Here is a 26,512-nt window from a genome sequence, read left to right as displayed (position 1 = left end):
TCTTATGGAACAAACTGACGCGCGGAGCAACTGGCGGTTTTGGTCGCGGTAGCATAAACAGCAGAAGTCGAGGAATTGTGACGGGAACAGCATGGCTTTTTCGATTTCGGGCGAAAACAGGCCGGGGCGCTGGCTAGTGACGTGTGATCACGCAACCAACCGGGTGCCTGATGATTTGGGCGGCACTTTGGGGATCAACGATGCCGATATGGCGCGCCACATTGCTTATGATGTCGGGGCGGCGGGTTTGGCGCGGGCTTTGGGCGTGGCACTCGACAGCCCGGTGATCTGCTCAGACTTCTCGCGTCTGGTGATTGATCCCAACCGGGGCGAGGATGACCCGACCTTGGTGATGAAGCTCTATGACGGCACCATCATCCCCGCCAACCGTCACGTCGATGCCGTGGAAACCGAGCGGCGGCTGAATACGCTCTACCGTCCCTACCACGCAGCCTATGCGCGGTTGGCGGCCCGCCAGCCCAATACGGTGATCCTTGCAATTCATTCCTTCACGCCTTGCCTGAAAGGTCGCCCGCCACGGCCTTGGCATGTGGGTGTGCTGTATAGCCATCTGGACGAGCGGTTTTCCAAGCCACTGATTGCCCGCTTGCTGGCCGAGACCGACCTCTGCATCGGTGACAACGAGCCCTACGCAGGCCATCTTCCCGGCGATGCGATTGACATGCACGCGCTGCAACCCGGGCGGCATAACACCTTGATAGAGTTGCGCAATGATCTGATCGCGACCGAGGCCGAACAGCAAGCTTGGGCGCTGCGGCTTGCGCCGATTCTAAGCGAAGTGCTGGCGGGGCTGGCTGGTTAGCGCTCTTTTGGAAACAATCGCGAGATCAGGCTAAAATTGTGGAAAATTTAAGGCAAAATTGTTGCGAAAGTTGACGCGCAGCTGCTTTCGCTCTTCTAATCCAATTCAGAATGATTTTACCGGGTGCCAAAGATGGAATTTTTGCTGTTACTCGCCTTGCCGATACTTGGTTTCGCTTTTTCCGGGTCTAGCCACGATGACGACAAACCTGACGAACCTGATCATACTGGCGAGACGCTGACGGGTGGCGATGGCAGCGACACCCTTCTTGGCACTGCACGCGACGATCAGATCAGCGGCCTTGGCGGCGATGACTCTTTGATAGGGAACGCAGGCGATGACACCATAAGCGGCAGCGACGGCGATGATTTTGTCGATGGCAGCGCGGGGGATGACCAGCTTTATGGCGGCGCGGGTAACGATGTTGTGCTTGGGCTCAGCGGTGATGACAGCCTGTTCGGCGGTCGCGGCAGTGACCTTATGCTGGGCGAGGAAGGCAATGATCAGATTTCGCTCGGCTCGGGCAATGATGTCAGTTGGGTGGATGGCGCGGTTTCCGATTACGCGTTTGAACACGGCCAGCTTGGCGATGATGTTGTGCATGGCGACGCAGGCAATGATGAAATCTGGGATTACTCTGGCCAAAACACGTTGGATGGTGGCGACGGCAATGATATTGTTTCGGCCACCGACAATCAGCTGGATGGCTGGGTAACCGCCGAGCAGGCTTCGGATCACGTCGCGGGTGGGGCAGGGGATGATTTGTTGATCGGCGATGATGGCGACACGCTAACGGGCGGGGCGGGCAATGATCTGATGGTCACTGTGCATGAGCGCGACGACGCAGAAGCGATCACCGTCAGCGATTATGATGGCAACGATGACCGTCTGGAGCTGGATGTCGATCAGCGCGTCGCCGATCTGTCGCAGTGGACACTGTTTTCACAGACGGACGCCGACACTGGCACTGTTACGGTCGGACTGGAAAGTAATGCCGATCCTGATCAAACCATCGAACTGGCCCATCTGCTGAACGCGAACAATTTCGCGATCTCGCAGGTGTCCGTGTTTCAGTTTTAGCAATGACGGCTCGGGCTTTGCTATATGCAAGCCCGAGCCGCCGTTTCAGACCGCCGCCTTGCGCATCTCATCCAAGTAAATCTCGCGCAGCCGCGCCACGATATGGCCTGGCTTTCCCGTGCCGACTGCCGCTCCGTCAACCTCAACCACTGGCATCACAAAGGCCGAGGCCGAGGTGATGAACGCCTCATCCGCGTCTTGGGCCTCAGAGATGGAGAACGCCCGCTCCTCAACCTCCATCTGCGCCTCTACCGCAAAGCGCAGCACCGCCGCGCGGGTGATGCCGTGCAGAATATCGCTGGAAAGCTGACGGGTGATGATCTTGTTGCCTTTGACGATATAGGCGTTGTTTGAGGTGCCCTCGGTCACCACGCCATCCTCAACAAACCAGCTGTCATCCACCCCGGCCTTCTTCGCCGCCATCTTGCCCATCGAAGGATAGAGCAACTGCACCGTTTTAATATCGCGTCGCCCCCAGCGAATATCGGGGATAGAGATCACTTTGAACCCGACCTTCGCCACCGGATTGTCGGCCAGCCCCGGCTTGGCTTGGGTAAACAGTACCACGGTCGGCGTCACATCCTCCGGCGGATAGGCGAAATCCCGGTCCCCCGGATTGCCGCGCGTCACCTGCAGATAGACCATGCCTTCGCTGATGCCGTTCTGTGTCACCAATTCGCGGTGGATCGCCAGCCATTCGGCATCCGAGTGCGGGTTCTGCATCTCCAATTCCGACAGGCTTCGCGCCAGCCGCACACAATGGCCGCCAAAGTCGATCAGCTTGCCGCCCAGCACCGAGGTGACCTCATAGACGCCATCGGCCATCAGAAAGCCGCGGTCAAAGATCGAGACTTTCGCTTCGGCTTCCGGCAGGTATTCGCCGTTCAGGTAGACGGTTCTGGTCATCGTGTTATCCTCAAATCCGCGCAGGGCGGCCCATTCTGCGCGCATGGGTGTGAGACAGAAGCGCGGGGAGGTCAAGGTCGCTCCATTGTGCCGCTGCTGTGCGGCGAGCCTTTGCAAGGAACTGCACGCAAAGGCTTTGGTGTAGGGATTAGTATAATGAATTCTCTGATTTATCGGAATAATCTTCGGATTTATGGCCAAAATCTATGATTTATCGCAGAAAGATCAATAATTTCTGCGCGACTGCTTGCCAAATTGCTGCAACTGCAAATTCAACTTGCCGTCAATGACGCAACAATATACCAAATGTTGCAAATACTGTGAAATATCCTTGCGAGGCAAAAATGTCCTTCCGTCTGCAACCCAGCCCCCCGGCACGCCCCAATCGCTGCCAGTTGTTCGGCCCCGGCTCGCGCCCCGCGCTGTTCGCCAAGATGGCCGCCTCGGCGGCGGATGTGATCAACCTTGATCTGGAAGATTCGGTGGCACCTTCCGACAAAGACCAAGCCCGCGCCAACATCATCGAGGCGGTCAATACGCTCGATTGGGGCAAGAAAACCCTGTCGGTGCGGATCAACGGCCTCGATACTCCGTTCTGGTATCGCGATGTGGTTGATCTGCTGGAGCAATGCGGCCCGCGCTTAGATCAGATCATGATTCCCAAAGTGGGTTGTGCCGCAGATGTCTATGCCGTCGATGCCCTCGTCACCGCGATTGAACGCGCCAAGGGCCGTGCCAAGCCGATCTCTTTCGAGGTGATCATCGAATCCGCCGCTGGCATCGCGCATGTTGAGGAAATCGCGGCCTCAAGCCCGCGCTTGCAGGCGATGTCTTTGGGGGCTGCGGATTTCGCGGCCTCGATGGGGATGCAGACAACAGGCATCGGTGGCACGCAGGAAAACTACTACATGCTGCGCGAGGGTGTGAAGCATTGGTCCGACCCGTGGCATTGGGCGCAAGTGGCCATCGTTGCCGCCTGTCGCACCCATGGCATTTTGCCCGTCGATGGGCCGTTCGGCGATTTCAGCGATGATGAGGGTTTTCGCGCCCAAGCCCGCCGCTCGGCCACTTTGGGCATGGTTGGCAAATGGGCGATTCACCCCAAACAGATCGCTTTGTCGAACGAGGTCTTCACGCCGTCTGAAGCCGCTGTGGCTGAGGCGCGGGAGATTCTCACCGCGATGGCAGATGCCAAGGCGCGGGGCGAGGGTGCCACGGTCTTTAAGGGCCGTCTGGTCGATATTGCCTCGATTAAACAGGCGGAAGTGATCGTGAAACAGGCGGAAATGATCGCCGCTGCTTAATGTTTCAGCGCCGAAAAGATCCTGTTGACTCGTGCGTTCTGTGACGGCACTGTGACGCTGCGGCATGCGACAGTATGCCCCAGAGATACCCGCGCGGCAAAGGGAGAGGAGGCCCGATGCCGCATCCTCGGGAGGATGCACGCCCCGTGGTAACCCACGGGGCTGTGCTGTTTTTGGGCCTTGGGTTTACGCCGCCTTCAAGCCAGCGGCAGGCAAATCTCGGTCAGCAATTCCTCGGGTGCCGTATCCATCGGCGTGTTCAGATAAACCTCGAACACCGGGCTGTCGGCTGGGGTTTCGCCCGATCCCGGCAACCAGTTGCGGTATAGCTGTTCATAGGCGGCGGGCAGGCCAGAATAAGAACCCTTAAACCGCAGCACGGCGTTGCGTCCGGCGGGCAGGTTCACCAACTCCAGCGGCGGATCAATCGGGCCAGAGCCAATCTCAAACCCGGCATGGCTGCGCAGGTCCGCCACAGCTACCGCGGCAGGGTCATCATAATAGACCCCGACCATGCCGCCACAGGCACCCATCAGCTTGCGCGCAGCCAGCACCGCACCGCCTTTTTCAAAGGCACGACCAATCTCGGTATAAGCGCCCTTATGCGGCATCGCGGCCAGCCTGCGGGCGGGGTCTTGTCGGATTTCAACGGCATACATCGGCGGTACTCCAGTTCTGAACAAGGGGGGCAGGGGGCGCAGCTCGCCCTTGGCGCGGAAGGCGGCCGGGGGCACACCATAAAGTTCGGCAAAGCTGCGGGTGAAGGAGGCAAGGTTGGGATAACCAACCGCGTGGGCGATCTTGGCCAAGGGCGCGGTGGTCTGCACCAGTGCAACGCTCGCGCGGTACACCCGCATCCGCCGTACCGCCGCCGCGACCGTTTCCCCTATCACCGCATGAAACACCCGGTGAAAGTGAAACCGAGACAGTGCCGCAACATCTGCCAGTGCATCCAAGCTCAAATCCCCAGCGGGGTCGTCATGGATGAAATCCAACTCGCGGATCAGGCGGGTTTCATAGCCGTTGGTCATCTTGGACATGCTCCTTCTAAAAAAGGGCTAGCATGGCGCAATATCACAAATCTTGCCGAACTGCGGTCACCGCAGCTGTCAGCCCAAAGCCTCGACCAGCATCGCGCTGGTCAGAACCGACTGGCTTTTCATAAAATCCTGCAACTCGCCATAGATCGAGGGATTGCGCAGAGCGAAGGCGGCGGCGGGCAGGATTTCTTTTTGCTGCATGCAGATCGGGATTGGCAGGCCGGTCCATTCCACAAACGACTCGATCTTATGGCTGTTGGAGGGCGTGACGATAAACGGGCACCCCGCAATCGCTGCTGCGTAAACTCCGTGATGTTGCCCGGTGAAATACAACTCGGCAGTCCGCAGCGTGGCGATGATATCCTCAAACGGGCTTTTGTGGATGTTCAAATGGTGGCCCACGATGCGCTTGAACGGGTCTTTCAGCAACCCGCTGTCGATGTAGCCGCCGATCACCCAACCATGCGTCAGCGGCGTGGCCGTGCCGCCTTCGGTAAAGGCCGGATCGGCGGCGCTATCGAGCAATACGCGGGGCGTGCCACCATAGCGGCGGGCAAAGCCAGCGCTGCGCGGCTCGCGCACTGTGAGCAAGGCCAGATCGGCCAGAATATCATCGGATTGGCATTCGTATTGCTGGAACAGCGCGTTGACGAGCAGCACTTTCTTGCCCGCGTCCTTCGCCTCGGCAATCAGCGCCAGCAGATAGGTCGCATGTTGGCCGGAATGATGGATGGTGCCTTCGCCGTTGATCAGCACGGCATCTGCGGCATAGAAGGCGCTCTCGTCGATCTCGCGAGTGCCGACGCTGTGGGTGCCGCAAATCTTTAACCCCGGCACGGCGGCGATCGCGGCGTGCAGTGATCGCATGACCGCTTTGCAGCCCGCATGTGCGCTGCGCGAGGTGTCGTTTGCCAGAAATACCTGCACAATTCCTCACATACCTGCCAAACCAGCCTTGTGCTTAAGTGGTAGCGTCGTGCTTTGCTCTCGACAACGCGAAAGGGCACTCTGTCCGGCGATAGTTGTGGTCGGTTGCATTTTCCGCGTCACGCGGCCATATAGGGGGCCTTGCCGATGATTTGGGCCGATGATCTGGCCTGCGATGGAGTGCTCGATGAACTACCTCGAATTCGAGAAGCCTTTGGCCGAAATTGAAGGCAAGGCCGAGGAACTGCGCGCGATGGCGCGCAGCAATACCGGGATGGATGTCACCAAAGAGGCCGAGCAGTTGGACCGCAAGGCGGATCAGTTGCTGAAGGATATGTACAAGGATCTGACGCCGTGGCGGAAATGTCAGGTGGCGCGCCACCCGGAACGACCTCATTCCAAAGATTACATTGAGACATTGTTTCAGGAATATACCCCCCTAGCCGGGGATCGGGGATTCTCGGACGATCACGCGGTGATGGGCGGCCTCGCGCGTTTCAACGACACCCCGGTGATGGTGATCGGGCATGAAAAGGGCAACGACACCAAATCCCGCATTGAACGCAATTTCGGCATGGCGCGGCCTGAGGGCTATCGTAAAGCCGTGCGGTTGATGGATATGGCGCATCGGTTTCATCTGCCGGTGATCACGCTGATCGACACCCCCGGTGCTTATCCGGGCAAGGGTGCCGAGGAACGCGGGCAGGCCGAGGCGATTGCGCGCTCGACTGCGAAATGTCTGGAGATTGGCGTGCCGTTGATCTCGGTGATCATCGGGGAAGGTGGCTCTGGCGGGGCGGTGGCGTTTGCGACCGCCAACCGGATCGCGATGCTGGAGCATTCGGTGTATTCGGTGATCTCGCCGGAAGGCTGCGCGTCGATCCTGTGGAAAGATGCCGAAAAGATGCGGGAGGCGGCGGAGGCGTTGCGACTGACGGCGCAGGATCTGCAGAAATTGGGCGTGATTGATCGGATCGTGAAGGAACCGCTGGGCGGGGCTCAGCGCGGGCGGAAAGACACGATTGAAGCGGTCGGCAAGGCGATTGAAACCATGCTGAAAGAGCTGTCGGGCAAGAAACCCGAGGCTTTGATCAGGGATCGTCGCCAGAAATTCCTGGATATGGGCAGCAAGGGGTTGGCCGCCTAAGCGGGGGTGTCCACGCGTGGACACATGCTGCATTTCTAAAGAATCAATGGGTTATGGCCGCGTGTTTACGCGGCCTTAACTTTTGCCGCATGATGCGGTGACAGGGCCGCCAAGGTATCACGATGAGCCGCAAACGCACAGGAACCAGTCTGCCACCGCCGTTCTTGAAGCGGATCAGCCTGTTGCCGGAGCGGATCGCGGGGCGCAAGGATTATCCCTTCAACCTGCCTTGGTTGGCCGACCCGGAGTTTGAACTGAATTTCACTGCCGCCGTTACCATCATCACCGGTGAAAACGGCACTGGAAAATCCACACTCATCGAGACGATTGCGGGCCTCAGCGGTTATGACGAGGCCGGGGGTGGCAAGGGCTATCGTCCAGTCGACCACGCGCGTGCGATTGATACCAGTGGCAGCGCGCTGGGCGAGGTAATGCGGGCGGCATGGTTGCCGAAAGTCACGAATGGCTGGTTTTTCAAGGCGGAATCTTTCTTCAGCGTGGCGCGCTATCTGGACGAAGCGGCGCGGGATGGCGGTGGCCCGCCACCGGATTATCTGTCGGAAAGCCATGTCGAGGGGTTCTTGCGTTTTTTTGAGGAACGGCTGTCGCGACAGGGCATCTATTTTCTCGACGAGCCGGAATCTGCGCTGTCGCCCAAGCGCCAGTTACAGCTTTTGCGTCTTCTCAGCCGTATTCAGTCGCTGGGTCGCGCGCAGGTGATCATGGCAACTCATTCGCCGCTGCTGATGGCGCTGCCCAATGCGCAGGTTTTGGAAATCAGCAAAGGCGGTCTTGCAGCGGTCGACTATCGGCAGACGCGGCATTTCAAGTTGTATCAAGCTTTTATGGCTGATCCGGGCGGCTTTATTGACGACGCTATCGCGGATGAAGATACGGGCCTTTTTTAGTCCTTTTTTAGTTCAGGCTTTTGGGCTGCTGCGATCCTCGCCTCCGATCCACAGGGCCGGGCTGGATATTTTATGCAATCTCTGCGAGAGTAACGGAGTCATGACAGCCGATGCGTCCCGCAGAGCCATCGGCATAAAGGCAGGCGACAGATATGGACCCTAACGCGATGCAGACCCATCCGTTTTGGCAAAGCGTGCGCAAAGCCAAAACGCGGATTTTGCAAATGTTCAGCGCGGAAATGCCGGCTTGGATGTTTTTCCTCGATTTTCTGGTCTATCCGCCGTTGATCCTGCTGTGTGTTGTATTGGCGTTTGGGCCGGGTGGCGGATTTGCTTCGGGAGGATTGATAGCGCTGGGGATACTGGGCTGGAGTTTGGCAGAATATCTGATCCACCGCTTTGCCTTCCACCACGCACCGCTGTTGCAGCAGATCCATCTGGCGCATCACGCGGCCCCGCGTGAGTTGCAAGGCACGCCGATGCTGGTGACGCTCTTGGTGTTCTATGGGCTGGTCTATTGGCCGCTGACGTGGGCTTTGCGGCCCGAGTGGGCGGCCGCGGTGATGGCGGGCGTGCTGTTCGGCTATCTCGGCTATATTAGCGTGCATTATGTGGTGCATCATCTGGGCAGCGGCGGGCGGGCATGGCTGCGGAGGTTGATCCGGCTCCATGCCGTGCATCATCATGATGTTGCGCATAATTTCGGCGTCACCTCACCTTTGTGGGATTGGGTGTTTGGCACTTTGGCGCGGCGCTGATCACCACCAGCCGAGGTGTGCGCGGGTGGCGCGCTCGGCGTCATAATCGGCCCCGTTGATCGCGCCTGCGGTCGCGTCTTGCAGCATTTGGCCGGGGGTGGGCAGGTTTTCGGCATGGGGAGCGGTCCACAGGGCCGAGCGTTGCAGGGCGCGGGCGCATTGCGAATAGACCTCGGCTATGCGGATCACGATCACGCTGCGCGGCTGGGTGCCCTCTCGATCAAAGCGGGCGCGCAGATCGGGGTCGGCGGTGATTTTGGCGGTGCCGTTGACGCGGATGGCGGTGGTGGAGCCTGCGACAAGGAAGATCAATGATAGACGGCCATCGCGGATGATGTTGCGTAAGGAGTCGATGCGTTCGTTGCCCTTCCAGTCGGGCATCAGGAGAGTTTCTGAATCGAGCGGGATCACCACCGGGTTCTTATCGCCGCGCGGGCTGCCATCGGTGCCTTCGGGGCCAACCGTGGACAGGATGCAGAACCGTGAGGCGGCGATGAAGGCGGCATAGGCGGGGGTCAGATGTGCTGTGACTTTGGCAAGGGCCGGTTTGCCGGGGGTGCCGTAATGGGCGTGCAGGTCGTCTAGAGTGGTGATCCAAGTGGGGGGCGTCATGGGTGAACCGTGGTTTGTGGGGCTTCGTTCGGAAGCCTCCGGCGGGGATATTTGAGCGCAGAGGATGAGCTAAGAGCCCAGGTTTAGCTGGTCTTGGGTTTCTTCGCGGCCTTCGGTTTCTTCGGTTTGGGTGGCGGCGCGTCGGCGGCGACAGCGCGCAGGGCGCGGGCGCAAAGATCGGGGTCGTCCAGCGCTTCGGAGCCGATAATATAGTCTTTGCTGCCGGGATAGGCGGGGCCGCGCTCGGCGTCGGGCAGGATCGCATTGGCACCGGGGGTGGGTTTGATGAACAAGGTCTCATCGCAGACGAAGGCCACCACGATGCCATCCAGATACAGGGCGTATTCGCCGAACATCTTCTTCACCGTCAGCGTCAGCGGGATGGTGTCGAGCATGTGTTCGATGGTGGCGAGGGAAGTGCTCATTTGTATCCAGCTTCCACCAACAATGCGTTGGAGCAGGCTTCGACCTGCGCCTCCAGTTGGGTCATGAACTCGGCGTTGCTGAGGCCGGGCGGGATGGCGGGCAGGAAGTCGACCACGCCCGTCCCGCGATGGCGCAGGATGCCGCGTTTCGGCCAGAACAGCCCGACATTGGTGCCAACGGGTACGCAGGGCTGGCCGAGCTGGCTGTAAAGCGCGGCGGTGCCGATCTTGTAGGGCAGGGTTTCGCCGGGGGCGACGCGGGTGCCTTGCGGGTAGATGATCAACTGACCGGGGCGCGCGAGGCCGGATTTCACATCCGCCATCATCTGGGTGATCGCAGCCCCCCTTTTCCCGCGGTTGACCGGGACGCAGCCAATGCGCAGGGCGTACCAGCCGAGGATCGGGGCGAAGCGCAGCTCGGCCTTCATGATGAATTTGGCGCGGGGCAGGGCACCGTAGATCAGGATGATGTCGAGGAAGCTTTGGTGTTTCGGGGCGATCAGCACTTCGGTTTGCGGCACCTCACCGCGGATTTCGGTGCGTAGGCCGCAGATCACCCGCAGGCTGAAGCGGACCCATGCACAAAAGGCGTGGCAGGCGGCGACGGCTCCGTCCCGGTTCAGCAGAGCGTAGGGCAGGTAGACGATGCCCAGCACCAGCATGGCGAGATACATTTGCAGGATGAAGACCAGCGAGAGCAGCCATTGAATGGGTTTCGGCATCAGGTCAGCTCCCGGAGTTTGCGGAACGCGGCGGCACGGGTGGCTGCGAAGGCGACCACGGCGACGAGGGGGGGCAGGGTGAGCGGGTAGAGCCAGCCTAGGCCCTGAAATCCGAGGCCGGTCAGAAAGCCGCCAGCGGTATCGGTGGAGGGCAGCAGGGCCACGCCGATCATGCCCACAAGCGTGCCCACCGCTGCCCCCGAAATCGCGCGCAGGGTGAAGCGGCGCACGAAGGCGCGGGCGATATAGGCGTCACGCGCGCCCACCTGCCGCAAGACGCGGACGACTTGCGCATTGGCGGCGAGGGCTGCACTGGCGGCGAGGGTGATCATGGCGGCGGTGGCGGTGCCGATCAGCCCGATGGAGAGCAGGCCGAGCAGGCGCAGGCGGCCTGCGGCGACGGCCAAGGGCCTGCGCCAGCGGGTGTGATCATCGAGCACCGCGCCGGGGGCTTCGGCGGCGAGGCGTTGCCGCAGGCCTTCGCCGTCATAACCCGCGCCGCTTTCGGTGACTTCGATCAGCCGGGGCAGCGGCAGGGCATCCACAGGCAGGTCGGGGCCAAACCACGGCTCTAACAGCGCGCGCTGTTCGGCGTCGGTCATGGCGCGAGACGAGGCAATGCCGGGGGTGGTTGATAGGACGGCCAGCACGGCTTTGGTTTGCAGATCCATTTGGTCTTCGGGCGCGGAGAGCCGCACTGTGGCGGTGCGTTCCAGCGCATCCGACCAGCGATCTGCCAAACGCCCCGCTGCCAGCGACAAGGCCAGTGCGAACACCGCCAGAAATGCCATCGCCCCTGCGGTGAACGAGGTCAGCCATGCGGAGTGGCCCGAGGGTGGCACCACGCGGTCGGCCTGCCTGTCGGCCTTACGGTCAGGGGTGAGCCGCGACAGCAGGCTCATAAATCAGCCCCGGCCAGTTGTATCCGGCGCTTGGATATCCGCAGCACGCGGGCGGCGATCTGGCTTTTCGCCTGCCGGATCAGGTTCAGATCATGGGTGGCGATCAGCACGGTTTTGCCCATCCGGTTCAGCTCGACCAGCAAGGTCAGCAGGCGCAGCGACATCTCCCAATCGAGGTTTCCGGTGGGCTCATCCGCCAGCACCACATCGGGGCCGATGATGATGGCGCGGGCGAGGGCGGCGCGTTGCCGCTCACCCCCGGATAAAGACGGCGGCAGCGCATCGGCCAACTGGCCTAAGCCGACCCAGCCCAGCAGATCGCTGAGATCCTGCGGGACAGAAGCTTTGCCCGCCACCGTCAGCGGCAAGGCGACATTGGCGGCCAAGGGCAGATGGTCGAGAAACTGGCAATCCTGCTGCACCATGCCAATGCGGCGGCGAGTCAGGGCGATATCGTCGCGGCTGAGGCTGCGCACTTCGCGGTCAAACAGAGTGATCCGTCCGGCGCTGGGCAAAAGTTCACCGTAGCAGAGTTTCAGGAAGGTGGATTTTCCCGCCCCCGAAGGCCCGGTCAGAAAATGGAACGAACCGGGGGCCAAGCGCAGCGAAATCTCGGACAGCAATTCGCCCCCGCCGTAGCTATAGGCCACATTGTCGAAGGCAATCACCGGGTTTCATCCTGTTTGGGGCGCATTGCGTTGCACCATTGCCCAAGGTGGCAACGGATTCAATCGCTTCGGCCCAAGTTTTGCCACAAAGGCTTCCAGAATGTTTCCTTCATTGCTACAAGTTACGAGCCTGCCTCTCAGAAATGACCCCGGACCCCAACAATGCGTCTAGTTTGCCCGAATTGCGATGCGGAATATGAGGTTGATGCAGCGGCGATCCCCGATGGGGGGCGCGATGTACAATGTTCCAACTGTGGCCATGCCTGGTTTCAGCTGTCCCCCGAGGTGGAGGCTGAATTGGCGGCAGAGGAGGCGTTGTTTGATGCGCCCCCGCCGATTGTCGGGGCGATTGATAGCCCTGCGCGTTCGGCTGCAGTCGGTGTGGCCGCGCAGGAGCAGCCCGATGTGGATGCTCCAGAGCTTGATCCGCCGTTGACCGCAGCCGCGCCGGTGAGCGGGGCTGCGCCACCCGTGCCCGAACCCGCCCTGCGCAGCATTGATGAAAGCGTGCTGGCGGTATTGCGCGAGGAAGCCGAGCGTGAGGTTGAAGCCCGTAAGGTGGAAACTCCGGTCGTAGAAACTCAGACCGAACTGGGGCTGGAGGCTCCGGCGGCGGGGGGTGTGGCGCGCCGCTTGGCGCGGATGAAGGGCGAGCCCGAGGCGGTGGTCAAACCGCAAACCCGGCGCGAAATGCTGCCCGAGATTGAGGAAATCAACTCCACCCTGCGCGCCAGCAGCGAAAAACGTTCGGGCCAGTCGGCGATTGCCGAGACTTTGGGCGAAGATGGTGCGCAGAAATCCAGCTTCCGCTCGGGCTTCGTGCTGATGCTGGTTCTGGGCGTGGCGCTGCTGACCGCCTATGTGATGGCACCAAAACTGGCGCAGCAATTCCCGGCGGCGGCGGGGGCGTTGCAAGCCTATGTCGCGGCGGTGGATGCCGGGCGGCTGTGGCTGGACGGGATGCTGAAATCCGCCATTGGGTTTCTGAAAGGGCTTGCGGGCGGTAAGGCATAGCCGTCTGCGCTTTTGCCCGAAATCACGCCCCATTAGTGACCCCGTCACGAAGCCTTGCGAATCCGATTGCACCGCCCTATATCGACGATTGAGAGGTTGGCGCGGGTAAGCGCCTCGCCAACCCGGTCAGGTCCGGAAGGAAGCAGCCGTAACGAGCCCCGCTTGGGTCGTTGTCAGCCTCTCACCTATCCCCTTCTATTAGGCGTTTGCCAGTGATGCTGGAAACAACGCTGCGGGCGTTTGGCCCCGCACAGCGGGGTGTCAGGCTTGCGCCGCCTTGATCAGATCAGCTGATTTTTCCCCGATCATGATGCAAACCGCGTTCGGATTGCCGGAAATCAGCTGCGGCATCATCAAAGCATCCGCGACCCGTAAGCCAGTTATGCTATGCAGCCGCAACTGCGGATCCACCACGGCCATCGCGTCGCTGTCAGCCCGGCAGGTGCCCACCGGATGCAAAGCTGCATGGACCTCGGTCTGGCAAAAGCGCCGGAAACCGTCGCGGGTGATCGCTGGGCCGGGGATTTGGCGCTGGGCGATGTAGCGCCGCATCTCGGGCTGATCCATCGCCTCCATCGCGAAAAACCCAGCATCGGTGAGGGCATCCAGATCATAGGGATCGCTGAAATAGTTCGGGCCAACAAGGCCATCTTCGACAAGAACGGGATCACTGAACCCACCAGTTGGGAGGAGTTGATCGCCAATGCCCAGAGGCGGAAAGCCGCCGGGGTCATCCCGATCGCGATGAGCGACGAAAGCTGGCAGATCGAAGAGATCTGGGAAAGCATGGTCGCCGATGTAAACGGCCAGGATTTCTACAAAAAAAGCCACGATTGATCTGGATGGGACCGCGCTTTCCAGCCCCGAGAGGATCAAGGTCTTTGATCTTCTGGGCCAGATTCGCGGCTTGCATGACGATGGCTATACCGGGTGCGATTGGGCTGCGGCGACCAACCTTGTGCCAATGGGTCAAGCGGGCATGCAGATCATGGGGGATTGGGCCAAGGGTGAGTTTCTGGCCAAAGGCATGAAGCCCGGCGTGGATTTCCTGTGCTTCCCGTCGCCGACCGCCACCCCGAACCACAAATTCGTCTTCGATGCCTTTGGCGGTTTCACGAATGACAATGCCGGCATGAACAAAGGCCAGGACGCCGTGGCCGAGGCAATCCATGGACCCGAAGGTTCAGCGGGACTTTAATTTGGTTAAAGGCGCGATACCGGCGCGGATTGACGTGTCGATGGACGGGTTCGACGATTGCACCAAGCGCAGCTCAATCGACCGGGCATCGCCCTGGACCTGCACCGGTTTCGTTCCGGTCTTCTGAGAGCGATGATCGCCATGAAGGAGACTGGATATGGCAGCACGACACAGCGACGAGTTCAAACGAGATGCGGTTCGGATCGCGCAGACCAGCGGTCTGAGCATGCGTCAGGTTGCATCTGATTTGGGGATCGGGCTTTCGACGCTCGGCAAGTGGATTCGGGCTATTGCCGAAGAGGCTAAGGTGCCCGCACAGGATGCTGAGCTTCTGCGCGAGAACGACCGGCTTCGCAAAGGTAACCGCATACTCCGGGAGGAGAGGGAGGTTCTAAAAAAAGCGGCGATGTTCTTCGCGGCTTAAAAGCCGAGAGGTTCCAGTATATTGCCGAGTATCGCGGCAGTCTCACGCGCGGCCATCTGTGCCGTCTGATGGGCGTGACCGAGCGTGGGCTCCATGCGTGGAAGCACCCGTTGCCCTCTCACGGTTTGCCTGCAAACCGTGAGAGGGGGCCCCTTCGCACCGTCAGCGACGGGACATGGTGCTCCTCGCCGATATACGCGATCAGCACCGGCTGAGCTTGGGCAGCTGCGGCAGACCTCGTATGACCGCGGAGCTGAACGAGCTGGGCTTTCGTGTCGGCCAGCGCCGCGTCGGGCGACTTATGCGCCAGAACGGCATCCAGGTCATCCGCAGCCGAAAGTTCAAGCGCACCACCGACAGCGACCACGCCTTCAACATCGCGCCGAATCTTTTGCGACAAGACTTTGCGACGAGCGGACCCAACCAGAAATGGGCGGGGGACATCACTTAAATATGGACCCGTGAAGGCTGGGTCTATCTGGCGGTTGCCCATGTTCGGGCGGTCGTTGTTGTAAGTCCAGAGCCATTGGGTGGCGTGGTCTTGGGCTTCCTCGATGGTTTCGATGATGTATTGGTCGAGCCATTCATGCCGGACGGTGCGGTAGTAGCGCTCGATGGAGGCGTTGTGTTGCGGCTGGCCGGGTTGGATGTGCTGAATGGTGATGCCCCGTTTCTCGGCCCATATCATAAGCTTGCCACTGATGTATTCTGGGCCGTTGTCGACCCTTATGGTGCTGGGCCTTCCCCGCCATTCCAGGATCCGATCCAAACTTCGGATGACGCGCTCGGCGGGCAATGAGACATCGACTTCGATCCCCAACCCTTCGCGGTTGAAGTCATCCAGCACGTTCAGAAGCCGGAACGCCCGGCCATCCGCCAGGCGTTCCGCCATGAAGCCCATCGACCCGTTGCCCGGCAGCGCATGTCTTCATGCGCCAGAGGGAGGTTATGTTCGGGGCCTCAGGCACCGCCAGCGCATCCGGTTTGTCCCGCTTCAACCGCTTGCGGGGTTTGATCTGTTACCCGGCAATGGCATCATGCCGTGCACTCGGCACAGCTCGGCCACTGGCATGCCGCCTTCAGCCTGACCCAGGATCGCGAGGATCTGCGGCTCAGTGTATCTGCTTGTCTTCATTCAGAATCTCCTCATCCATCTTGCCGAGAAAATTCTACTTATGCAGACCCTTACTTCCGGGGGGGATTACCCTTCCCCAGCAACCGTATGAAGCAGGACCTCGCTCTGCGCGCACTGAACAGGGCGATCGCGATCCGCAGACCGCCGCCAGGCTGCATTCACCACACGGACCGCGGCTCGCAATACTGTGCCCACGACCACCAGAAGCTTCTGCGCAAGCAGGTGCTGACGCCCTCGATGAGCGGGAAAGGCAATTGCTATGACAATTCTGCCGTCGAAAGCTTCTTCAAGTCGCTGAAGGCCGAACTGGTCTGGCGCCGCAACTGGCAAACCCGTCGCAAAGTCGAAGTCGCCATCTTCGAATACATCAACGGCTTCGACAACCCGCGCCGAAAACACTCTGCCCTGGGCTGGAAATCACCCGTGGCCTTCGAACAGAGGGCCGCCTAACATGAGCACCTGACCGGAACGAAACCGCTGCAGGTCCACCATCCTGGCCGAAAGAAAACTCATCAAACAGCAGACCATCCAAAACCGCCGCTTGAACCATCAGCGTCAAGCAGCATAGATTGAACCTGATGAGCCCGAGCCTCCTGCTCCAAAATTAGGCCGCTTGTTCCAAATAATTCGACGACGGACAGAGGGACTCTTCGGGAGCTGAGATGAACCAGACCAATTTCCAGCGGAATCTGAGGTTGCTGACCAACTACTCGATTTCGATCACCGAAGTGTGTCGGCGTCTGCAGATCAATCGCCAACAGTTCCACCGCTATCTGAGCGGCGATGCGCGTCCCTCGCCCCGAAAGATGCAGAAGATCTGCGATCATTTCGGCGTAGACGAGTCCGAGATCCTGCTCGAACATGTCCAGTTCCGCGAAATCGTCGCCATCCGCCGCAACAGCGGCGCGGCGCAAGATCCTCTGGGTGTGTTTGTCGTCGGCCTCAACAAGGTGAACCCGCGATCAACCCGCCAGTTGGAAAGCTTGCTTGGATTCTACTACAGCTATCTGCGGCCCGTCGAATTTCCTGATATGGTGCTGCGTTCCTTGGTCAGCGTCTTCACGCGTGCCGGGTTGGTATATGTAAAGACCATCGAGAACTATTCGGCCGTCAAGCGGCGTTCGCGTCGGATCCTCAAGCACACCGGAGTGATGTATCACACCGGCGAACGCATTATCGTCCACGAGCGCGAGGCGATCATCGGGCAGATGATGTGGACGACAATTCTGGTGCCTTCGCGCGCCGACCAATCGTCTGTGATGTCGGGTCTGACGCTTGGGGTTAGCTCTGGCACCAAGCGCGATGTGGCCTGTTACCGGGTAATCTGGGAAGCGCTTGGTGAACAGATCGACGTGCGGGCCGCGCTGTCCGGCGCCGGGCTTTATGAGTTGGGCAGTCCGGTGATCCCGCGCGACATTCGCGCGGCAATCTCCAATGACGTTCGCTCCGACGAGGGTGCGTTCGTTGTCCGCGACTGGGTCAACGAGACGATTTGAGCCCCGGCGTAAAGGGTCCGAGCGTGTCCTCTGCCTGCTTTAGTGCCGACAGCAGCAGTTCGTCGTGGCCGAACTTCGCGAAGACCAGGGCACCGACCGGCAGGCCGCAGGAGGTCAGGCGCACCGGCAATGTCGCCACCGGGCAGCCGATCAGATTGGCAAGCATGTTGAAGGGGGCGTAGCTTGGCCAATCGGGCGCGACGCCACGCGCGCCGATGACGCGGGGCGGCTGACGCAGCGGAAAGGCGGGGCAGGCGGTGGCGGGCAGGATAAAAAGGTCGTAATCGGCCATGAATGTTTGGAAGATGGTGACGATCCTGCGCCGGGTGCTGCGGGCGGCCTCGATTGACTGCGGATCGGCATCGCGACCTTGTTGAAGAATAGCCAGAGTTTCAGGCATTAACATATGCGCCGCGCTGCCGAGCAGATGACCGCGGGCTCGATATTCCTCGACTGCGCCGAGAAGATCCAGAACTGGGCCGGGATCAGGCAAAAGCGGCGCGGCATGGCGCACTTGGTGACCGAGTTCAGCGAATACTCCGGCCAGATCCTCTGCAGCAGCGGCACAGGCCGGATCGATCGGCAGCTCGGCCACGGTCGTGTTCCAGGCGATCCGCAGGTGGTGGGGGTTCGACCCGGACGGCGCTATCGGTGTTGCGTGGGGGTCGTGTGGATCAGGACCGGCGGTTGCCGCGAACATCAGCGCAAGATCGGCTATGCAGCGGGCCATTGGGCCAACATCGGAAAAAGGCTGCCAGTCGTCTGACCCCGGCCAGATCGGGATGCGGCGATGACTGGGCTTCAGTCCGACAAGGCCGCAGAAAGCGGCGGGCACGGTGATGGAACCAGCGGTGTCGCTGCCCGTGGCCAAGGCGACCATGCCCGCCGCGAGGGCGGCGGCTGATCCGCCTGACGATCCGCCCGGCGTGCGGTTTCTGTCCCAGGGGTTGCGGGTGTCTGGCCCCAGACCGTTTCGGGTTTCGCCCAGCAACGTGAATTCCGGGGTGTTGGTCTTGCCGATGACGATGGCACCAGCGGCGCGCAGGCGCGCAACATGCAGTGAATCCTGCACGGCAATCCGGTTCGAGAACACCCGCGAGCCGCAGGCGAAGGGCAGACCGGCCACCGGCTCGTAATCCTTCACGGCAAGCGGCAGGCCCAACAACGGCAGCAGCGCGCCAGTCGACTGCACCTGTTTCTGAGCGGCCTCGGCCTCGGCCAGCGCCCGCTCGGGACAGATCACGCTGAAGGCGTTGAGATCACCGTCACGTTCGTCGATGGCAGTAAGGCCGTCGGCCACAAGTTCGGGAATCGAGATTTCGCCCCTGCGGATCATCTCCCGTAGCTGGTAGCCAGACAGATGAGACAGCCGGGCGCGTTTTGGCGGGGGCGTGGTGCGATCCATTTCTATGCTTTTCCGGCTCTTCAGACTTGCCCAAGCCGACGGCGGAGCCGCGCACTACCATGGGTGATCAGCCGATCCGCGATGATCGACAGGAACGAGATGCCGAGCCCGGCGATCAAGCCCTCGCCGACCTTGGCCTTGCTGACCGCGATCAGGGTTTCCTGTTCCAACCCGCGGGTGCCGACCAGCGCGGTGATAACCAGCATCCCGAAGGCCATCAGGATTGTCTGGGAAAGGCCAAGCATGATTTCGGGTAGAGCGCAGGGGATCTGCACATGGATCAACCGCTGGAACCGTGTGCATCCCGCCATGTCAGCCGCTTCGGTCAGCGATTGCGGCACCCGGGCGATGCCGTCCATTGGATAGCGGATCGCGGGCGGCAGTGCGAAGGCGACGATTGCCACCATGGCCGGAAAGTCCCCAAGGCCAAACAGCATGACCACCGGAATCAGGTAAACGAACGAGGGCAGCGTCTGAAGGGTGTCGGTCACAAGGGCTGTGGCCTGCCCCAACCGCGGATTCTGGGCAGCAAGCACCCCGATGGGAAAGCCGATCAGCACGGCGATCACAACCGAGATCGTCACCAGATAGAGCGAGGTCATTGCCATATCCCAATAGCCGGTGATGGCGATGAAAGACAGCATCGCCGTGGTGGCAAGGGCAAGGCCGATACCCCGCACCTGATGCGCCGCCAGAGCGACAAGAAGGACAACGGCCATCCAGGGCAGCGACAACAGCGCGTCCTTGGTGGGGCGAAACAGATGGCGCACGAAGCCGTCTCTGAGCGCCCCGATCGGGCCTGCGAAACTTACGTTTACCCAAGTGAAAAAATCATCCAGCATCCGGCCGCTGGACCCGGTCAACACGGCCGGAAAGTCGCGCGTCATCGGTGCCACCTGCGCCGCAACGAAGCCCAACGCCAGAATCCCAAGCCCACAGAACAACTCCGGATGCCGACGCCACCCCGTCATTTTCGTGCCATGGCTCGGTCGGCGCAGCGCAAAGGCGCGCGACAGCCGGTCCAGAACGATGGCCATCAACGTGATGCCAAGACCTGCCTCGAAAGCCCGGCCCAGCTGCATGGATTTCAGCCCTTGCAGGACAACGTTGCCCAGTCCGCCCGCGCCGATCACCGCTGCGATGATGGCAGCAGACAGCGACAGCATGACAAGTTGATTGAACCCGGTCAGCAGGCCTTGGCGCGCAGCGGGCAGCAGGACGAGAAGCAGGCGTTGGCGCGGCGAACAGCCCGACATGCTGGCAAGCTCGCCTACTGACGTCGGCAGGCGGCGCAGCGCCAGCGTGGTGTTTCGGGCCATCGGTGGCATGGCATAGATCACCGTAGCGATCAGGGCGGCCACCGGACCGAAGCCGAAAAACAGAATGATCGGCACCAGATAGGAAAAGACCGGCAAGGTTTGCATCACGTCGTAGGTCGGGTTCAACACCAGATCAAGCTGCGGCCAGCGATGCGCGGCAGATCCCAGAAGCACACCCAAAATCGTGCCAATAATAACCGCGATGCCCACCGAGGCCAGCGTCAGCATCGCCTCGTCCCACAGGTTGAGCCCTAGAAAATAAAGGCAGCTTGCCAGCACCAGCGCCGCCGCGCGACGTCCGGCCACCCAATGCCCGAAGATGGTCAGTGCCGCCGTCAGCGCCCACCATGGCAGGGCGTTCAACTGCAAACCCTTTCGCAATGGCAGCGGCAGTTCCAGCCCCGTGACCAGCAGCCCTTGCACCAGGGAAAGCGGCATCTCAATCACGGCGGCCAGCCCTCGGCTGATATCTTTCACCCGGAGCGGCCCGATCTCGGCTTTGCGCGACAGCCAAACGAAGAAGCGGTTGATCGGGCCGGCCAGATCGGGCAGCCATGCTTTCGGCAAGCGGACTGCCCAGTCGGGCAGGGTTTCCCGCAGCGCAGGAAACAGGCTGATGACCAAGATCACGCCAAGCACGACGATCAGGCTTTTGGGGGACCGGACGGCCGATGCAATCAGCACCTGTGGCCTGCGCAGAATTGTGGAACTCATTATACCGCCCCGGTGCCGAAGATCGTCGCGATGACCTGTTGCCTGTCGATTGCACCGATGATGGTGCCCTGATCGTCTGCTACCGGCACCGGCCTGTCGGATGACAGGATTCGCGGCGCGATGTCGGCCAGCAGAGCCGTTGCGCTGACTGGTGTCCCCTCTGCCAGCGGCGTGACCGGCTGGGCGAGTGATCCCGCGCGCATGACCCTATGGCGCGGAATTTTGCGTGTGAACTCGGCGACATAGGCATCTGCGGGGTTCAGGATCAGCCCCTCGGGCGTATCAATCTGAACGACGCGGCCATTGTGCATGATCGCGATGCGGTCGGCGATACGGATTGCCTCCTCGAAATCGTGGGTGATGAAGACGATTGTCTTGTGCAGCGTGCCCTGCAGACGCAGGAATTCATCCTGCATCTCGTGCCTGATCAGGGGGTCAAGTGCCGAGAAGGGTTCGTCCAGAAACCAGATTTCCGGGTCAGTTGTCAGGCTGCGGGCGATGCCGACCCGCTGCTGCTGGCCACCGGACAGCTCATGCGGGAACCGGTCTTCGCGGCCATCTAGCCCGACGAGTGTGGCAAGTTCACGCGCCCGCGCCAGCCGGGCATCGCGGCCCTTACCCTGAACCCGGAGCGGAAAGGCGATATTGTCAAGGACGGTCAAATGCGGCAACAGCGCGAAATCCTGGAAAACCATGCTGATCCTGCGTCGCCGGATGTCGATCAGCCTGCGGGCGTCGATCCCGGTCAGATTGTCGTCGCCGATGAGCATGTCGCCTCTGGTCGTGTCCACCAGTCCTGTCATGCAGCGCACCAGTGTCGACTTGCCCGAGCCGGACAGACCCATGATCACGAAGATTTCGCCCTTCTGGATGTCGAGCGTCACATCGCGCACTGCTGGCACCAGCCGGTGGGTCTGCAGATACGTATCGTTCAGCTCTGCTGCGGACAGATCGCGCGTTGCATCAGTGCCGGGGCCATAGAGCTTCCAGACGTTGCGGCAACGGATGATCGAAGAAGTGTCGGGCATGGCTGGGTCAGTGTCCTGCTGCTTGGGGTCCGGCACGTTTCAAGTGGCCGGATGCTCTTGTGAATGGTGGAGCGCCGGACAAGGATCTCGGCGCCCCGTTTGTCAAATTCAGATGGCAGCTGCTATTTCAGCCAGGCGCGCCAGACGGTTTCGTTGGCATTGACCCAATCCTCGGCCATCTTGTCATAGCTTTCGCCGCTGACGTCGATCTTCTCCATCCCATCCGCAACGGTCTTTGCATCAAGGGTGAACAGGTAGAAGATCCGCGCCGCCGCCGGGGCCTCGATCGAGATGTCGCGGTTCATCAGCTTCCACAGGAAGCCAGAGGGCGTCTTGCAGTCATGGGTCTTGTCGGGCAGCGGCCCCCAAGCCGGGTCGGTGAAGCAGGCCGGCTCATAGTCGGGGAACTGCACATAGTTGCCCTCGGCTTTGTCGAAGAACCAATGCGGGCTATACCCCCACCCCATGATCGGTTCCTTGCGGTCATAGGCGCCTTTCAAAGTGGCGATCAGTGCGCCGGAGCTGCCCGAAGTGATCGGCTGCACTTGCAGGCCAAACGCGTCGATGGTTTCATCGACATAGGTGATCCAATCCGCCGGGGCCGCGACAAACTGCGCCTTCGGTTCGGTCTCGGCCGTTGCAAGCGCCTTGATGCAGCCTTCCTGTAGCAGCGCCTTGTAGTCGGGCAGGCCGGGGCACATGGCTTCGAGATAGCTCGGATACCACCAGCCTTCATGCACGGCGATCCCGGACGATCCTGCGTTGATGACATCGCCGGTGGCGACTGCCTCTTGGCAAGCGTCCCAGGTCGTGTCCCAACACATGAAGGTGTGCAGATCCCCTTGCTGAAGCCCAGTCAGTCCCGCCGTGTAGTCGGCCGACACGAATTCAACCTTGAAACCCGCCTTTTGCAGGACATGGCCAAGGATATAGGTCGGAACGTCCGTTTCAGACGAATTGATGACCGTCAGCTTGATCGTCGGATCAGTGTCGGCAGCCAGAGCTGTCAGTGGAACGAGCGCGATTGCTGTCGTCGCGACAATTCGGCTCAGTCTACCAAAGAGTAATGCTTTCATCCTAGTCCCCTTGCTGTTTCGCCTCTGCCGTACCGCAGAGCGCAGATTCCAGATTAAGGCCAGAATACCGAAATCAGGTTGCAAGTGGGAATGTTTAGGAGTCGCTATATGTCGCTCCAAAAGCGACAAATGTCTACAGATTGGCGTGTAGTCCGCCAACTGCGAACCACCAAGGTCCTGTAGATCCGTGTGCTTCAGCACGAGGACACCTGCGTGCGACAGAACGAATCTGGTGCACCGGCTGGTGGATGGCAAAGTGGTTGGCGGGCCACCACTGGATACGCCGCAGCGCTGATCCTGCGCCGTGAACCCAAGGCCAATGTCGAACGCTGTGACGGCCTGCGCGCCCAGATTGCCGGGGGCCGCCATGCGTCATGATCCTGCAAGTGCCGCCATCGTCATTATGGCTCACGCAGCCTGAAGATGTATGGCATGTCCCGAGCCGTCACCGATTTGATTGAGCAAAGCGCACCAGCCTTTGATGTATGAGCAGGGTCAGCAAATGATCCGGGGGATCGTTTGCCCGACGATTGGGTGCCGATCTTGTCACAACTGTTGAAGGCCGAACACGAAGTCCGCGCGGTTCCCGGCCTATAAGGATCTTGTTTGATCCCACGGTTTGATGGTGCGATCCTTTCTCAGGAATGGAAGGAAGCATTATGGGACAAGTTCGTCACGGGAGCGCCACGACCACGCACGCCGTCAGAGCAGCAATACAGCGATCGCAAGCTTCGCTCGCGCAGTTGAGCCGGGAGCTCGGTATCAATCCGAAGACGGTTGCGAAGTGGCGGAAGCGGGCGACTGTTGAGGATATGAAGACCGGGCCGATGGAACCGCGGTCCACAGTGCTGACGGAGGCCGAGGAGGCGATGGTCGTCGCGTTCCGGCGCCACACGCTCCTGCCACTTGACGATTGTCTCTATGCTTTGCAGCCGTCGATCCCGCAACTGACGCGGTCAGCGCTACACAGGTGCCTTCAGCGGCATGGAATCTCGCGCCTGCCGGATGTCGAAGGCGACAAGCCCAAGCGCCAGAAGTTCAAGCGCTACCCCATTGGGTTCTTTCACATCGACATCGCCGAAGTGCAGACCGCTGAAGGCAAGCTCTACCTCTTCGTCGGCATCGACCGGACAGCCAAGTTCGCTGTCGCTCAACTCGTTGCAACGGCTGACAGAAAAACGGCTTGGGAGTTCCTGCAGCACATGCTCGAAGCCGTGCCGTATAAGGTCCACACCATATTGACCGACAATGGCATCCAGTTCGCCGAGCAACCCCGGAACCGCAACACAATCTATTCCCGGCCTATGCGCTTCGACTTGATCTGCGAAGCCAACGGGATCGAGCATCGGCTGACCAAGCCCAACCACCCGTGGACCAATGGCCAGGTCGACCGGATGAACCGGACGATCAAGGACGCGACGGTGAAACGCTTCCACTACGAAACCCACGATCAGCTGCGAACACACCTCGCCGACTTCCTGGCGGCCTACAACTTCGCGCGGAGGCTCAAGACCCTGAATGGTCTCACGCCCTACGAATACATCTGCAAAATCTGGACATCGGAGCCAGATCGATTCATCCTGGATCCGATCCACCAGATGCCGGGACTGAACACCTAGGTGAACCTTGCGCCATTGGCGTGGCTTGGAGAGCCCATGTTTCTTGGCGAACCACGCGGCTTCGCCTTCGGCCTTGATCCCGGTGCTGTCAATCAAGAGGTGCAGCGCACCTGTGCTTGGCCGGTAGGGAATGGCGACATCCAGACCCTTTTGGCGACGGGACAGCGTGCCGAAATCCGGCACTGGCCAATCCAGGTCGGCCAGTTCCAGCAGGCTTGCAATCAGCCCTGTGCTTGCCGCAGCGGTAGGCCAAACAGCGCCTTTAACGTGAGACAGGCTTGGATCGCGGCATCGGTAAAGGTGGCCGAGCAACCGCGCTTGCCGCTCGGGACAGCCAGCCAATCCGTCTCAGGATCGAACCAGACCAGCAGCGATCCGCGCCGCTTGAGAGCTGCGTTGTAGCTGCGCCAGTTCGTCGTGCGGTATGCCAGAGGTGTGGGTTTGCTCATCCATGACGACTAACACCTAGAAGTCGTGCAGGGAATCCGTCGCGATTTGTGCAACAGAGCCTCTGAGGCTCCTCAAGCATCTTGTCGAGAAAATTCTACTTCTGCAGCCTCTTACCTTTTGAGGGGGATACCCGTATAGATTTAGTGATATCAGATTTAATACAATCTAAAATTGTAATTTGATCCATTTCCGCAGCAAAACTCTGGCAACGTCACCCGAACGTAGGACCTGCGAGGGTCGAACAGACGGCAACGAATCCAAGTTTACGTTTGCTCTAATTTATGTTACACTTTTGCCACTGATACTTTAGTGGCACCCAAGGAGTTTCATTTCTCATGTATAAAGTTATTTCGCCTTAGTTATTTATTCCTTGTTGCTGAAATATTTGAAATTGTGTTCAGTGCCATGGAGGAATTTTTGTGAGGAAAATATATCAAATATCTATTGTGGATCCTAATTCGCTTTCCAGTGAAGGCGTTAGGCATGCCTTGAATGGGCGAGGCTTTCACATCGTCGACCGGTGGAGAACGGTTGATGAAGCCATCGACTGCGCTCCACCAGCTTTTGATCTCGAGGCCATTCTCATAAATCAGGCAAAAAACGCATTACCGCGGGAGCATACCATGATGGAACTTCGACAGGCCTATCCCGGGACGCGGATAGCGCTTATTGGCGAGTCTCCTGATCCAGAGCGCATTCGGGATGCAATTAAGGCTGAATTTGATGGCTTTATACTTGAAACAATCCACATCACAGCATTTCCAAAAGCAATTGAGCTGTTGATACTCGGCGAGCGGGTCTTTCCGCCCCTGCCGCTTGAGACACCCGTCAAAACCTCTTCTGTTACGCTATTAAGACCTAAGACTGCAGCGCTTGAGGCGCTATCGGCGAGTGAGATGCGGGTGCTAGCTTTACTTTCGACGGCCTTGGCAAACAAAGTCATTGCCCGTGATCTTGGCATTTCAGAGTCGACGGTCAAAGTCCATGTGAAGGCAATTTTACGCAAAACGGGATCACGAAACAGAACAGATGCAGCACTTTTGGCACAAGGCATAGAAGCCAAACCCTATTTTGATGATTTAGCAAGTAAGAAGATTGAGGGAGTTCTGAAATTTCCGCCACTCGACGGAGCGTCAAGCATGGAAAGACATTAGTTCGCGCTTGATATTAATGCGAGTATGAAAGGGCCTCCTATGCAGCAAGCACAGGTTCGAAAATAGTTGTCTTAGGTGAATAAATTATTCTTAAATATGTGCAGTTCTTGATTGTTCGCTCGGTCGAACCGCTCGCCAGAGTGAATAATTCAGAATTTCGCGATCATTGCAATGAGCGAACCGTATATTTCTCTGGTAAAATATGATGATCCCCAACCCGAATACTACTTACCCCCGCAAGAAAATTCTTGAATCGTA

Annotated in this window: 26 protein-coding genes, 1 other RNA gene and 4 pseudogenes; 15 read left to right on the top strand and 16 right to left on the bottom strand. The window is 59.8% G+C overall.

Features of this window, described 5'->3' with window-relative positions; all coding sequences use genetic code 11:
• Positions 1-91 precede the first annotated feature (91 nt).
• On the top strand, positions 92-823 hold the full coding sequence (locus AKV04_RS23905; RefSeq protein WP_054008916.1) for an N-formylglutamate amidohydrolase: 732 nt from the start codon (positions 92-94) through the stop codon (positions 821-823).
• Positions 824-955: 132 nt separating this feature from the next.
• A complete protein-coding gene (locus AKV04_RS23900; protein WP_054008915.1) occupies positions 956-1,903 on the top strand; it encodes a calcium-binding protein in 948 nt (315 codons plus the stop codon).
• A 45-nt stretch (positions 1,904-1,948) separates the two neighbouring features.
• Here the strand turns inward: AKV04_RS23900 and AKV04_RS23895 are convergent, their stop codons facing one another.
• Complete coding sequence (locus AKV04_RS23895) at positions 1,949-2,809, bottom strand: D-amino-acid transaminase (RefSeq protein WP_054009034.1); 861 nt, start codon at positions 2,807-2,809, stop codon at positions 1,949-1,951.
• A 344-nt stretch (positions 2,810-3,153) separates the two neighbouring features.
• On the opposite strand from AKV04_RS23895, the gene AKV04_RS23890 reads away from it, so the two are divergent.
• Positions 3,154-4,113: an L-malyl-CoA/beta-methylmalyl-CoA lyase gene (locus AKV04_RS23890; RefSeq protein WP_054008914.1), complete on the top strand. Its 960-nt coding sequence runs from the start codon at positions 3,154-3,156 to the stop codon at positions 4,111-4,113.
• A 197-nt stretch (positions 4,114-4,310) separates the two neighbouring features.
• On the opposite strand, the gene AKV04_RS23885 is transcribed toward AKV04_RS23890, so the two are convergent.
• A complete protein-coding gene (locus AKV04_RS23885) occupies positions 4,311-5,153 on the bottom strand; it encodes an AraC family transcriptional regulator (RefSeq protein ID WP_328287169.1) in 843 nt (280 codons plus the stop codon).
• 69 nt (positions 5,154-5,222) lie between these two features.
• Positions 5,223-6,020 carry a polysaccharide pyruvyl transferase family protein gene (locus AKV04_RS23880; RefSeq protein WP_162232939.1) on the bottom strand — a complete coding sequence of 266 codons (798 nt, stop codon included), beginning with the start codon at positions 6,018-6,020 and terminating at the stop codon, positions 5,223-5,225.
• 247 nt (positions 6,021-6,267) lie between these two features.
• On the opposite strand from AKV04_RS23880, the gene AKV04_RS23875 reads away from it, so the two are divergent.
• From AKV04_RS23875 to AKV04_RS23865, 3 genes are all read left to right on the top strand, one after another.
• Positions 6,268-7,227 (top strand): acetyl-CoA carboxylase carboxyltransferase subunit alpha, encoded by a 960-nt coding sequence (locus AKV04_RS23875; protein ID WP_054009032.1) that lies wholly within the window; start codon positions 6,268-6,270, stop codon positions 7,225-7,227.
• A 122-nt stretch (positions 7,228-7,349) separates the two neighbouring features.
• Positions 7,350-8,135 carry an AAA family ATPase gene (locus AKV04_RS23870; RefSeq protein WP_054008912.1) on the top strand — a complete coding sequence of 262 codons (786 nt, stop codon included), beginning with the start codon at positions 7,350-7,352 and terminating at the stop codon, positions 8,133-8,135.
• 152 nt (positions 8,136-8,287) lie between these two features.
• A complete protein-coding gene (locus AKV04_RS23865; protein ID WP_054008911.1) occupies positions 8,288-8,893 on the top strand; it encodes a sterol desaturase family protein in 606 nt (201 codons plus the stop codon).
• Here the strand turns inward: AKV04_RS23865 and AKV04_RS23860 are convergent, their stop codons facing one another.
• The 5 genes from AKV04_RS23860 to AKV04_RS23840 all read right to left on the bottom strand — a co-directional run bounded on the left by AKV04_RS23860 (position 8,894) and on the right by AKV04_RS23840 (position 12,222).
• Entirely contained in the window at positions 8,894-9,505 is a 612-nt protein-coding gene (locus tag AKV04_RS23860) for an MSMEG_1061 family FMN-dependent PPOX-type flavoprotein (RefSeq protein WP_054008910.1), read from the bottom strand. It abuts the gene before it with no gap.
• An 83-nt stretch (positions 9,506-9,588) separates the two neighbouring features.
• Positions 9,589-9,930 carry a TfoX/Sxy family protein gene (locus AKV04_RS23855; protein WP_054008909.1) on the bottom strand — a complete coding sequence of 114 codons (342 nt, stop codon included), beginning with the start codon at positions 9,928-9,930 and terminating at the stop codon, positions 9,589-9,591.
• Positions 9,927-10,652, bottom strand: coding sequence for a lysophospholipid acyltransferase family protein (locus tag AKV04_RS23850; protein WP_054008908.1), 726 nt, complete (start codon positions 10,650-10,652; stop codon positions 9,927-9,929). The genes AKV04_RS23855 and AKV04_RS23850 overlap by 4 nt, the downstream gene beginning before the upstream one ends.
• Positions 10,652-11,554 carry a cell division protein FtsX gene (locus AKV04_RS23845; RefSeq protein ID WP_054008907.1) on the bottom strand — a complete coding sequence of 301 codons (903 nt, stop codon included), beginning with the start codon at positions 11,552-11,554 and terminating at the stop codon, positions 10,652-10,654. The genes AKV04_RS23850 and AKV04_RS23845 overlap by 1 nt, the downstream gene beginning before the upstream one ends.
• Complete coding sequence (locus tag AKV04_RS23840; RefSeq protein WP_054008906.1) at positions 11,551-12,222, bottom strand: cell division ATP-binding protein FtsE; 672 nt, start codon at positions 12,220-12,222, stop codon at positions 11,551-11,553. Before AKV04_RS23840 ends, AKV04_RS23845 begins: the two co-directional genes overlap by 4 nt.
• Before the next feature lie 162 nt (positions 12,223-12,384).
• Here AKV04_RS23840 and AKV04_RS23835 point away from each other — a divergent pair, with 162 nt between their 5' ends.
• A complete protein-coding gene (locus tag AKV04_RS23835; RefSeq protein ID WP_054008905.1) occupies positions 12,385-13,236 on the top strand; it encodes a zinc-ribbon domain-containing protein in 852 nt (283 codons plus the stop codon).
• Positions 13,237-13,325: 89 nt separating this feature from the next.
• Positions 13,326-13,423, top strand: an RNA gene (ffs, locus tag AKV04_RS25880) — signal recognition particle sRNA small type.
• 74 nt (positions 13,424-13,497) lie between these two features.
• On the opposite strand, the gene AKV04_RS26575 is transcribed toward ffs, so the two are convergent.
• On the bottom strand, positions 13,498-14,067 hold the full coding sequence (locus AKV04_RS26575) for a GMC oxidoreductase (protein ID WP_054008904.1): 570 nt from the start codon (positions 14,065-14,067) through the stop codon (positions 13,498-13,500).
• 76 nt (positions 14,068-14,143) lie between these two features.
• Here AKV04_RS26575 and AKV04_RS26570 point away from each other — a divergent pair, with 76 nt between their 5' ends.
• Both AKV04_RS26570 and AKV04_RS26415 read left to right on the top strand, forming a co-directional pair.
• Entirely contained in the window at positions 14,144-14,434 is a 291-nt protein-coding gene (locus AKV04_RS26570; RefSeq protein WP_054008903.1) for a hypothetical protein, read from the top strand.
• A gap of 157 nt (positions 14,435-14,591) precedes the next feature.
• Positions 14,592-15,306: pseudogene (locus AKV04_RS26415) on the top strand (IS3 family transposase); the annotation flags it as partial.
• Positions 15,307-15,324: 18 nt separating this feature from the next.
• Here the strand turns inward: AKV04_RS26415 and AKV04_RS27410 are convergent.
• Both AKV04_RS27410 and AKV04_RS27405 read right to left on the bottom strand, forming a co-directional pair.
• Positions 15,325-15,877 (bottom strand): annotated as a pseudogene (locus AKV04_RS27410) (integrase core domain-containing protein); the annotation flags it as partial.
• Positions 15,853-15,993 carry a transposase gene (locus tag AKV04_RS27405; RefSeq protein WP_407638492.1) on the bottom strand — a complete coding sequence of 47 codons (141 nt, stop codon included), beginning with the start codon at positions 15,991-15,993 and terminating at the stop codon, positions 15,853-15,855. The pseudogene AKV04_RS27410 and the gene AKV04_RS27405, both read right to left, overlap by 25 nt.
• Before the next feature lie 78 nt (positions 15,994-16,071).
• Here AKV04_RS27405 and AKV04_RS23810 point away from each other — a divergent pair.
• Together AKV04_RS23810 and AKV04_RS23805 are read left to right on the top strand one after the other, a co-directional pair.
• Positions 16,072-16,443: pseudogene (locus AKV04_RS23810) on the top strand (IS3 family transposase); the annotation flags it as partial.
• Positions 16,444-16,655: 212 nt separating this feature from the next.
• Positions 16,656-17,489, top strand: coding sequence for a helix-turn-helix domain-containing protein (locus AKV04_RS23805; protein ID WP_054008901.1), 834 nt, complete (start codon positions 16,656-16,658; stop codon positions 17,487-17,489).
• On the opposite strand, the gene AKV04_RS23800 is transcribed toward AKV04_RS23805, so the two are convergent.
• From AKV04_RS23800 to AKV04_RS23785, 4 genes are all read right to left on the bottom strand, one after another.
• Positions 17,473-18,894 (bottom strand): amidase, encoded by a 1,422-nt coding sequence (locus tag AKV04_RS23800; RefSeq protein WP_054008900.1) that lies wholly within the window; start codon positions 18,892-18,894, stop codon positions 17,473-17,475. The two genes, AKV04_RS23805 and AKV04_RS23800, sit on opposite strands and share 17 nt — an antisense overlap.
• A 20-nt stretch (positions 18,895-18,914) precedes the next feature.
• On the bottom strand, positions 18,915-20,927 hold the full coding sequence (locus tag AKV04_RS23795; RefSeq protein ID WP_054008899.1) for an ABC transporter permease: 2,013 nt from the start codon (positions 20,925-20,927) through the stop codon (positions 18,915-18,917).
• A complete protein-coding gene (locus AKV04_RS23790) occupies positions 20,927-21,991 on the bottom strand; it encodes an ATP-binding cassette domain-containing protein (protein ID WP_328287168.1) in 1,065 nt (354 codons plus the stop codon). The genes AKV04_RS23795 and AKV04_RS23790 overlap by 1 nt, the downstream gene beginning before the upstream one ends.
• A gap of 86 nt (positions 21,992-22,077) precedes the next feature.
• The gene (locus AKV04_RS23785; RefSeq protein WP_054008897.1) at positions 22,078-23,031 is read right to left on the bottom strand and encodes a glycine betaine ABC transporter substrate-binding protein; all 954 of its coding nucleotides are present in this window, start codon (positions 23,029-23,031) and stop codon (positions 22,078-22,080) included.
• Between the two features lie 213 nt (positions 23,032-23,244).
• Here AKV04_RS23785 and AKV04_RS26565 point away from each other — a divergent pair, with 213 nt between their 5' ends.
• Positions 23,245-23,409 (top strand): hypothetical protein, encoded by a 165-nt coding sequence (locus tag AKV04_RS26565; protein ID WP_162232934.1) that lies wholly within the window; start codon positions 23,245-23,247, stop codon positions 23,407-23,409.
• A 281-nt stretch (positions 23,410-23,690) separates the two neighbouring features.
• On the top strand, positions 23,691-24,650 hold the full coding sequence (locus AKV04_RS23775) for an IS481 family transposase (protein ID WP_054009031.1): 960 nt from the start codon (positions 23,691-23,693) through the stop codon (positions 24,648-24,650).
• Here AKV04_RS23775 and AKV04_RS25865 read toward each other — a convergent pair.
• Positions 24,627-25,099: pseudogene (locus AKV04_RS25865) on the bottom strand (IS5 family transposase); the annotation flags it as partial. The gene AKV04_RS23775 and the pseudogene AKV04_RS25865 sit on opposite strands and share 24 nt — an antisense overlap.
• Before the next feature lie 624 nt (positions 25,100-25,723).
• Between AKV04_RS25865 and AKV04_RS23765 the strand changes: the two are divergent.
• The gene (locus tag AKV04_RS23765) at positions 25,724-26,254 is read left to right on the top strand and encodes a LuxR C-terminal-related transcriptional regulator (RefSeq protein WP_054008894.1); all 531 of its coding nucleotides are present in this window, start codon (positions 25,724-25,726) and stop codon (positions 26,252-26,254) included.
• The last annotated feature ends 258 nt before the right edge of the window (positions 26,255-26,512 follow it).

This window comes from Cypionkella psychrotolerans (assembly GCF_001294535.1).
Lineage (GTDB): Bacteria > Pseudomonadota > Alphaproteobacteria > Rhodobacterales > Rhodobacteraceae > Cypionkella > Cypionkella psychrotolerans.
The sequence above is the reverse complement of the archived record's forward strand: the minus strand, read 5'-3'. Positions and strand labels throughout refer to the sequence as shown.